The sequence below is a fragment of the Catenulispora pinisilvae genome (assembly GCF_015356865.1).
GTDB lineage: Bacteria > Actinomycetota > Actinomycetes > Streptomycetales > Catenulisporaceae > Catenulispora > Catenulispora pinisilvae.
Genome location: NZ_JAAFZA010000338.1, coordinates 1 through 9,046, shown reverse-complemented (window position 1 = coordinate 9,046; position 9,046 = coordinate 1). Strand labels below are relative to the sequence as shown.

The window sequence follows — 9,046 nt, the reverse complement described above, 5'->3', positions numbered from 1 at the left end:
CCTCTCGGTCAGCCGCGGCTCAGGCCGGGTGCGGTCAGGACTTCGACGAAGTCGGGGTGGAACCGGAGGAGGAGCCGGTCGAGGACGGCGTGCCCGAGGACGAGCCGGAGGACGACGGCGCACCCGAGGAGGACGGCGCACCCGAGGAGGAACCCGAGGCGGACGGCGCCGAGGAGGACGCGCCCGAGGACGGGGCCGAGGGCGGAGGGGTCGGCAGCGTGGTCGGGGTGCCGGCCTTGCTGCCGTCCTTCTTGAACGCCGCGTCCAGCTGGCCCTGGAAGTACTGCAACACCGCGGCCTGGTTCTGCTGGCCGAAGGTCAGCTGCGCGCCGTCGATGAACATGGTCGGCGTGCCGGGCAGCTGCAGCTTGTTGAACTGGTCGGCGTTGTCCTGCACCCAGGTGTCGTGCTGGCCCTTGGTGACGCAGGTCTGGAACGCCGTGCTCGCCTTCAGCGCCGGGACCTGGTCCGCGATCGAAAGGATCTTGGAGTTGTCGCCGTAGCCGTCGGTCTCCTCGTTCGGCTGGTTCGCGTAGAGCAGGTCGTGCATCGGGACGAACTCGCCCTGGTCCTGCGCGCAGGCCGCGGCGTTGCCGCCGTTGAGCGAGCCCTTGCCGCCGTTGTTGCTGTCGATCAGCCGGACCGGGTGGTAGGTGATCTGCAACTTGCCGGCCTCGACGTACTGCTTGTACGTCGGCTCGACGGCGCCCTCGATCTCCTGGCAGACCGGGCAGCGGAAGTCCTCGAACACCGTCATCTTCACCGGCGCGTCGGCCGAGCCGACGTGGATGCCCAGGTCCTTGTTGGACTTGGCCTGCGGGTCGACGACCGCGCCGACCGGCGCCAGGTAGGCCCCGGTGCTGTTGTGCTTGGCGGCGTTGACCGCGATGCCGACGCCGCCGGCCACGGCGATGACCACGACCACGACCCCGCCGATGGTCCACTGCTTGCGGCGCCGCTCAGCCCGTTGGCGGGCGACCTTCTCCGCCAACACCCGCTCGCGAGCGTTTTGCTTTCCTACCCGGTTCGCCTGGCTCATCGTCGTTAACAGTCCTGTCCGATGCCGTCTGGTATTGGCACGCCGCCGTTTCCGTCCCAGGGCGCGCGCACCGCATCTTATGCGGTGACGGCCTGAAAACGCATCGGAGGTGGTCCAGGTTGCGGCAAATCCTTCAGGAACTTTTAGGCCGAGGTCTTGCTCTGCCAGGCCACCGCGTTGTTCTGCGGGGCCGCCGTCTGGTCTTGCGATCCTCAGCCCTGCTTGGCGACGGCCGCGTCCAGCGCGGCCTTGTAGTTGGCGGTCTGCTGGGTGCCCGGGACCGCGTTGGGGTCCTGGAGCGGGAACGAGGTGCCGTCGATGTAGATGTCCGGTGTCCCGACGCTGCCGCCGAGCTTCTTGCCCAGCCAGGTGTAGTTGTCCTTGATCCACTGCGCGTACTTCCCGCTGCGGGCGCACTGGTCGAACGTCGCGCTGCGCAGGTTCGGGACCTGGCCGGCCAGGTTGAGCATGGTGTCCACGGAGCCGTAGGAGTCGGTCGTCTCGTCGGGCTGGTTCTTGTAGATCAGGTCGTGGAAGGCGATGAACTCGGCCTGCCCGACGTCCGCGGCGCAGGCCAGCGTCGAGCCGCCGACCAGCGAACCCTGGCCGCCGCTGTTGCGGTCGATCAGGTCCACCAGCCGGTAGTGGACCTGGATCTTGCCGGCGTCGGCGTACTCCTTGTTGGTGGCGCCGAAGAACGACTCGGCCTCTTTGCAGAACGGGCAGCGGACGTCCTCGTCCACCTCGACCGTGACCTTGGCCGCGCTCTTGCCATAGACGATGGCCCCGGGATCGGTGGGCGACCCGGGGCCGGGCACCACCCCGGAGGGGGCCGCGAAGGGCTGACCGGCGCCGTAGGCGTTGCGCGCCTTCTTGTTGTTGTTCGACGTGTTGTGCTGCACCAGCACGCCGATCAGCGCGGCCAGCGCGATCACCGCGACCGCGATGCCGCCGATCACCAGCTGCTTGCGGCGCCGATCGGCCGCGGCCTGCTGCCGCCGCGCCTCGGCGGCCCGTTCCCGTCCGCTACGGCGCGGGCCGCCGCCGCCAGTGCTCGTCATGACCCCATGGTGCGGGGGTTCTCATAACGGAACAATCGGACAGGTCAGAACGGGTCACCGCCACGCTCGGACCAGCCGCCCGGCGGTGCTCAGATCGGGCCCAGATCCGATGCTCGGATCCGGCACTCAGATCGGGTCGCCCAGCAGCGCCCGCTCCAGCGAGAACTTGGACGCCGGCTTCCAGATCAGCCACGCCGCCGGAAGGATGTAGAGCAGGTCGCGCAGCACGTCCAGCGTGTAGCGCGTGTGCCCCTTGGGCACCAGGCCGCCGGAGCCGCCACAGCCACAGCTGATCGCGATGCCCCGGGCGCCCAGCGAGATGATGCCGCCGATGTAGACCAGCAGCAGCAGCGCGGAGAAGACCGCCACCAGCCGGGTACCCAGGCCCAGGATCAGCAGCAGGCCCAGCGCCAGCTCAAGGTAGGGCTGCGCGTACCCGAACGGGGAGACCAGCGACTCCGGCAGGATCCGGAAGGCCCGCACGCTCTGCGCGTTGGTCTCCGGCGAAGTCAGCTTGCCGAGGCTGTAGTTGAACCACATCACCGCCAACAGCACACGCATGACCAGGCTGATCCACTGCTGGTTGTCGCCCACGAAACCGCGGATGCCGCCGGACGTGGGCGCGTCCTTGGCCGGGGCCTTGGAAGCCATGGAAGTCATAACCTTCTGTCCTCGGGCGATCGCGGCGCGTTCGCGCCTCAAGTCTGGGCGGGCTTCATAAATTACAGGTAGGGAACACCCTCGCGGGAGTGCCACTCACTCCCGCGAGGGAACTTCCTAGCGGTTTCTCAGCTACTGCGTGCGACCGCTACCGCGCCTTACTCCCCCGCCGGACGCCGTCGGCGAGTTCCGCGGCCAGTTCGCGCACCGCTTCCGCGCCCTTGCGCGGATCGCGGTTGTCCAGCAGCCGGCGCACGAAGGCCGAGCCGACGATCACGCCGTCCGCGTAGGCCGCGATCTCCGCGGCCTGGTCGCCGTTGGAGACCCCGAGGCCGACGCAGACCGCCTGCTCGGTCGCCTCCTTCGTGCGCGCGACCAGCGCCTGTGCCGCGCCGCCGACCTGGTCCCGGGCGCCGGTGACGCCCATCACCGCGCCGGCGTAGACGAAGCCGGTGCAGACCTCGGCGGTCAGCGCGATGCGCTCGGCGCTGGAGCTCGGTGCGACCAGGAAGACCCGGCCGAGGTCGTGGGCGTCGGTCGCGGCGATCCACGGACCGGCTTCCTCGGGGATCAGGTCCGGGGTGATGACGCCGCTGCCGCCGACTGCCGCCAGGTCGGCGGCGAAGCGGTCGACTCCGTAGTGCTCGATCGGGTTCCAGTAGGACATGATCAGCGCGGCGGCGCCGGTGTCGGCGACCGCTCCGGCCGCGCGGATGACGTCCGGGGTGGTGACCCCGCGCGCCAGCGCCTGGTCGGCGGCGGCCTGGATGACCGGGCCGTCCATCGCCGGGTCGGAGTACGGCAGCCCGACCTCGATGATGTCGCAGCCGCCCTCGACCATGGCGCGCATGGCCTCGATGGAGCCGTCCACGCTCGGGTAGCCCGCCGGAAGGTAGCCGATGAGGACCGCGCGGTTCTCGGCCCGCGCGTTCTTGAGCACATCCTGGAGCCGGTTCACAGCTCTCCCCCCTCGAAGCCGAAGTACGACGCCGCCGTGTGCATGTCCTTGTCGCCGCGCCCCGACAGGTTCACGACGATCACCGGTTCGCGTCCGAGTTCGGCGGCCAGCCGCGGCGCGATACGCAGCGCACCGGCGATGGCGTGCGCCGACTCGATGGCCGGGATGATGCCCTCGGTCTGGCACAGGACGCGGAAGGCGTCCATCGCCTCGCGGTCGTCGACGGGTTCGTAGATCGCGCGGCCGGTGGCGTGCAGATACGCGTGCTCCGGGCCGACCGCCGGGTAGTCCAGCCCGGCTGAGATGCTGTGGCTGTCCTTGGTCTGGCCGTACTCGTCCTGGAGGAGGAAGGTGCGGGTGCCGTGCAGGACACCGACCGAACCGCCGGTGATGGACGCCGCGTGCAGGCCGGTCGCCAGGCCCGACCCGCCGGCTTCGAAGCCGTAGAGCTTCACCGACTCCTCCGGCAGGAAGGCGTGGAAGACGCCGATCGCGTTGGAGCCGCCGCCGATGCAGGCGCACACGGCGTCCGGCAGGGCTCCGGTGGCCTCCAGCGTCTGCCGCCGCGCCTCCACGCCGATGATCCGGGCGAAGTCGCGGACCATCGCCGGGAACGGATGCGGGCCGGCCGCGGTCCCCAGCAGGTAGTACGTGGTGTCGGCGCTGGCCACCCAGTCGCGCAGCGCCTCGTTGATCGCGTCCTTGAGCGTCTGCGACCCGATCGCGACCGGCACCACCTCGGCGCCGAGCATCCGCATCCGGGCCACGTTCAGCGCCTGCCGCTTGGTGTCCTCGGCGCCCATGTACACGACGCAGTCCAGCCCGAGCAGCGCCGCGGCGGTCGCGGTGGCCACGCCGTGCTGCCCGGCCCCGGTCTCGGCGATGACCCGGGTCTTGCCCATGCGCTTGGCCAGCAGCGCCTGGCCCAGCACGTTGTTGATCTTGTGGGAACCGGTGTGGTTCAGGTCCTCCCGCTTGAGCAGGATGCGCGCGCCGGCCCGCCGGGACAGGTTGCGCGCCTCGGTCAGCAGGCTCGGGCGGTTCGCGTAGTGCAGCAGCAGGTCGGCGAACTCGCGGTGGAACGCCGGGTCGGTCTTGGAGCTCTCGTAGGCCTCGGTGACCTCTTTCAGCACGGCCATCAGCGCCTCGGGCATGAAGCGGCCGCCGAACAGGGTGTCGTCGGTGGGGAAGTGCCCGGTGTCGTCGGGCATCGCGGCCGTGGCCGCGTACGCGGAGATGATCTCAGCGCGCGGATCGGTCTGTTCAGACATGGAGATGTCCAGGTGATGAGTGATGGGAAGGTGCTATGGCAGAAGTCTGACTAAGAGCGCGCAGCTCTTACGCTTCCTGCCATCGCCGCGCCGCCGGGGCATGCCGCCACCACGGTCGGCGGCGGGCCGCGGCCCTCGGCTGGCTCGACATCACGATCTGGACTCTACCGTCTCGCACCGCGTCTTCGGTACGGCGGTCAGCCGCGCCCGTTCCGCAGCGCGGGATGCGCACCGGCCGCGACCAGGTCGGCGACCGCGGCGCGCGGGTCCTTGCCGGTCACCAGCGACTCGCCGACCAGGACGGCGTCGGCGCCGGAGTTGGCGTAGGCGATGAGGTCGTGCGGGCCGCGGACGCCGGACTCGGCGACGCGCACGACGCTGTCCGGGATCAGCGGGGCCAGCCGCGCGAAGGTGTCGCGCCGGACCTCCAGGGTCTTCAGGTCGCGGGCGTTGACGCCGATCAGGCGGGCACCGGCGTCCAGGGCGCGGCGCACCTCTTCCTCGTCGTGCACCTCGACCAGCGGGGTCAGCCCGATGGTGCCGGCCCGCTCGATCAGCGACTCCAGGGCCGGCTGTTCGAGGGCGGCGACGATCAGCAGGGCCAGGTCGGCGCGGTGCGCGCGGGCCTCCCAGAGCTGGTAGCTGGTGACGATGAAGTCCTTGCGCAGGACCGCGATGTCCACCTTCTGGCGGACGTCGTCCAGGTCGGCCAGCGAACCGCCGAAGCGGCGCTGCTCGGTGAGGACGGAGATCACGGTCGCGCCGCCGGCCTCGTAGTCGGCGGCCAGGCCCGCGGGGTCCGCGATGGCCGCGAGCGCGCCCTTGGACGGCGAGGAGCGCTTGACCTCGGCGATCACCTTCACGCCGTCGCCGCCGGCCCCGCCGCGGCGCAGGGCCTCGACCCCGTCGATGGCGTTGTCCAGCCGGGCGACCTTGGCCTTCAGATCGTCGAGGGTGACTTTCTCCTGGCGCTCGGCAAGGTCGAGGCGGACGCCTTCGATGATCTCGGCAAGTACGTTCACCGTCGTCAGCTCCCCTCGATCGCCTCACAAGATGGGACAGCGGCGCCCCCCGAGAGTACGACCGGGTGGGCGGCGTGTCCGACGTCTCACTCTAGCGGCTCCGAGGGACCGCCGAAGTCCAGTGATCTTCTGGTGGGACGAACGGCCCCCGCCGCCGGGGCCGCGGACCCCAGGTCCGCGGCCGGTTCGCGCGCCGGAGGCGCTACTTCACAGCGGCGCCCAGGCCCATCGCGGACATGATCTTGCCGACCACCGGGGACACCACGGCGATCGCGCCACCGACGATGGCCAGGGCCGGGACGCCGGCGACCAGCCCGGCGCCGCCGATCAGGAAGCCGACGATGCAGAGGAAGACGGCGGTCCAGGCCGCGGGGGTGCTGCCGTGGTCTTCGCCGCTGGATGACGACATGGTGCTCCTTGCGCTGACGGGAGGGTCTTCAGACCCCTCCATTGTCACCGATTCGGCCTAATGCTCCGCGCCCGGGGTGGGGTTGAGCGCGACCGCGGGCGCCGCGGCCGGTTCGGTGGGGTCCTCGCCCCGGTCCAGGGCGTCCCACAGGTCCTTGGCGCTGCCGGTGTCGGCGGCGCGCGCGGCGGCCTTGGAGGCGGCGTTCTCGTAGCGCGAGGACATGCCCGGCCAGCCGCCGCCGCGCAGCACGGCCGAGGCCCCGGCCAGGACCACCAGCACGCCGCCGATGACGGCGAGCAGCCACCAGGAGGACGTGTGCGCGTGGACGGAGTCCGTCGCGAACCCCTTCGCCGCGGCCTTCTGAGCCAGAACGCGGGAGGCGTGAGACGTGCCACGTTCGCCGAACGCGTAGACGGCCGTGCCGATCCCGGCCGCGATCAGCAGCACGCCGACCAGCCGGCGGGCCAGGCGCTGGGTGGCGAACAGCGCGAGCGCACCGGCCAGCGCGGTCAGGCCGAGGGCGGTCACCCCGGCCGACAGGTCGTTGCCGCTGGCCGTGACCTTCAAAGTGTTCGGGACCGCGCCGGCGACGCCGGTGGCCCAGGTACGCCCGGCGCAGACCCAGGCGATCACGCCGCCGAGCAGGGCGATCAGGACCGTGATGGTCAGCTCGCGGCGGCCGGCTCGGCGGGCCGCGGCGGAAGCAGCCGCCTCCGCTTCCGCGACCCCGTCCTTCTCAACTCCCGTACTCATCACGCGTCCTCCCCGACGGCCGAGCGCATCGTCCCGGCGACCGCGACCGCCTTCAGCACCGCCATCGCCTTGTTCCGGCACTCCTGGTCCTCCGCGGCCGGGTCGGAGTCGGCCACGATCCCCGCGCCGGCCTGCACATACGCCATGCCGTCGCGGATCAGCACCGTGCGGATCGCGATCGCGGTGTCGGCGTCGCCGGCGAAGTCCAGGTAGCCGACGATGCCGCCGTACAGGCCGCGCCGGGTCGGCTCGTTGTGCTCGATGATCTCCATCGCGCGCGGCTTCGGGGCGCCGGACAGGGTCCCGGCCGGGAAGGTCGCGGTGACCGCGTCGAAGGCGGTCTTGCCCGGCGCCAGCTCACCGATCACCGTGGAGACGATGTGCATGACGTGGCTGTAGCGCTCGACCGCCATGAAGTCCACGACCTCCACCGAGCCCGGCGCGGCGATCCGGCCCAGGTCGTTGCGGCCGAGGTCGACCAGCATCAGGTGCTCGGCCCGCTCCTTGGGGTCGGCCAGCAGGTCGGCGGCCAGTTGCGCGTCCTGCTCAGGGTCCGCCCCGCGCGGTCGGGTGCCGGCGATCGGGTGCAGCATCGCCCGGCCCTCGGTGACCTTCACCAGCGCCTCCGGCGAGGAGCCGACGATGTCGAAGCCGTCGGCCAGGGTGCCGTCCGGGCCCGGGACCCGCAGCAGGTACATGTACGGGCTCGGATTCGTCGCGCGCAGCACCCGGTAGACGTCCAGCGCCGAGGCCTTCACCTCGGCCTCGAACCGCTGGCTCACCACGATCTGGAAGGCCTCGCCGGACTTGATCTCCTCGATGCAGCGCAGCACCGTCTCGCGGTAGTCCTCGGAGGTGCGGTTGGCGCTGAACGACGGCGCGGCTGCCGGGTCGTAGACCAGCGGCACGTTCACCACCGGCGCGTTCAGCGCGGCGGTCATCGCGTCCAGCCGCTCCACGGCGCGCGCGTAGGCGGCCTCCACGCCGGAGGGCAGGTTGTCGTGGTTGACCACGTTGGCGATCAGCCACACCGAGCCGTCGGCGTGGTCCAGGACCGCCAGGTCCAGACTGAGCAGGAAGGTCAGCTCCGGGATGCGCAGGTCGTCCTTGGCCAGCTCCGGCAGCCGTTCCAGGCGGCGCACGGCGTCGTAGCCCATGTAGCCCACCAGGCCGCCGGTCAGCGGCGGCAGGCCCGGCAGCCGCGGGGTGTGCAGCAGTTCCAGGGTCTGGCGCAGCACGTCCATCGGGTCGCCCTCGGTGGGCAGCCCGACCGGCGGCTCGCCGATCCAGTGCGCGACGCCGTCCTGCTCGCTCAGCGCGGCGCCGGTACTGACGCCGACGAAGGAGTGGCGCGACCAGATGCCGTGCTCTGCCGACTCCAACAGAAAGGTGCCGGGCCGTTCGCCGGCGAGCTTGCGGTACAGCCCGACCGGCGTCTCGCCGTCGGCCAGGACCCGCCGCACCACCGGGATCACCCGGCGGTTCTCGGCCAGCTCGCGGAAGGTCGGCAGGTCCGGGGTGTCCACCCCTGGGGGGAAGGCCGTCATGCCGCTGATTCTCCCAGAGCGCCCCGCGACGCCACCGGCTTCCCCCGCGATTCGCCGGACGCCTCCCCCACCGCCTCGCCGAGCGGCAGCTCGCCGGCGTCGAAGCACGTGCGGTCCCCGGTGTGGCAGGCCCCGCCGGACTGGTCCACCTTCAGCAGCACCGCGTCCCCGTCACAGTCCAGCGCCGCGGACTTCAGCACCTGCACGTTCCCCGACGTGGCCCCCTTGGTCCAGTACTCCTGCCGGGACCGCGACCAGTAGGTGACCCGCCCGGTGGCCAGCGTGCGCCGCAGCGCCTCGTCGTCCATCCACGCCAGCATCAGCAC

At 71.3% G+C, this 9,046-nt stretch carries 10 protein-coding genes; all 10 read right to left on the bottom strand.

All coding sequences use genetic code 11. The features are described 5' to 3' along the window. Nucleotides 1-34: 34 nt before the first annotated feature. Complete coding sequence (locus IZR01_RS45705; protein ID WP_194927476.1) at nt 35-1,039, bottom strand: thioredoxin domain-containing protein; 1,005 nt, start codon at nt 1,037-1,039, stop codon at nt 35-37. Between the two features lie 212 nt (nt 1,040-1,251). Beyond that, entirely contained in the window at nt 1,252-2,100 is an 849-nt protein-coding gene (locus IZR01_RS45700) for a DsbA family protein (RefSeq protein ID WP_194898898.1), read from the bottom strand. A 126-nt stretch (nt 2,101-2,226) separates the two neighbouring features. Beyond that, nucleotides 2,227-2,751, bottom strand: a complete 525-nt coding sequence (locus tag IZR01_RS45695; protein ID WP_228555937.1) for a MauE/DoxX family redox-associated membrane protein — start codon at nt 2,749-2,751, stop codon at nt 2,227-2,229. A gap of 157 nt (nt 2,752-2,908) precedes the next feature. Then, nucleotides 2,909-3,718 (bottom strand): tryptophan synthase subunit alpha, encoded by an 810-nt coding sequence (gene trpA, locus IZR01_RS45690; protein ID WP_194898900.1) that lies wholly within the window; start codon nt 3,716-3,718, stop codon nt 2,909-2,911. After that, entirely contained in the window at nt 3,715-4,989 is a 1,275-nt protein-coding gene (trpB, locus tag IZR01_RS45685; protein ID WP_267254999.1) for a tryptophan synthase subunit beta, read from the bottom strand. The genes trpA and trpB overlap by 4 nt, the downstream gene beginning before the upstream one ends. Nucleotides 4,990-5,186: 197 nt before the next feature. After that, nucleotides 5,187-6,011 carry an indole-3-glycerol phosphate synthase TrpC gene (trpC, locus tag IZR01_RS45680; protein WP_194898901.1) on the bottom strand — a complete coding sequence of 275 codons (825 nt, stop codon included), beginning with the start codon at nt 6,009-6,011 and terminating at the stop codon, nt 5,187-5,189. A 202-nt stretch (nt 6,012-6,213) separates the two neighbouring features. Beyond that, nucleotides 6,214-6,420 carry an HGxxPAAW family protein gene (locus IZR01_RS45675; RefSeq protein ID WP_194898902.1) on the bottom strand — a complete coding sequence of 69 codons (207 nt, stop codon included), beginning with the start codon at nt 6,418-6,420 and terminating at the stop codon, nt 6,214-6,216. 57 nt (nt 6,421-6,477) lie between these two features. Next, complete coding sequence (locus IZR01_RS45670) at nt 6,478-7,173, bottom strand: Trp biosynthesis-associated membrane protein (RefSeq protein ID WP_194927475.1); 696 nt, start codon at nt 7,171-7,173, stop codon at nt 6,478-6,480. Beyond that, on the bottom strand, nt 7,173-8,720 hold the full coding sequence (locus IZR01_RS45665) for an anthranilate synthase component I (protein ID WP_194898904.1): 1,548 nt from the start codon (nt 8,718-8,720) through the stop codon (nt 7,173-7,175). Before IZR01_RS45665 ends, IZR01_RS45670 begins: the two co-directional genes overlap by 1 nt. Further along, a partial coding sequence (gene hisI, locus IZR01_RS45660; protein ID WP_194927474.1) for a phosphoribosyl-AMP cyclohydrolase occupies nt 8,717-9,046 on the bottom strand: 330 nt, incomplete at its 5' end. The genes hisI and IZR01_RS45665, both read right to left, overlap by 4 nt.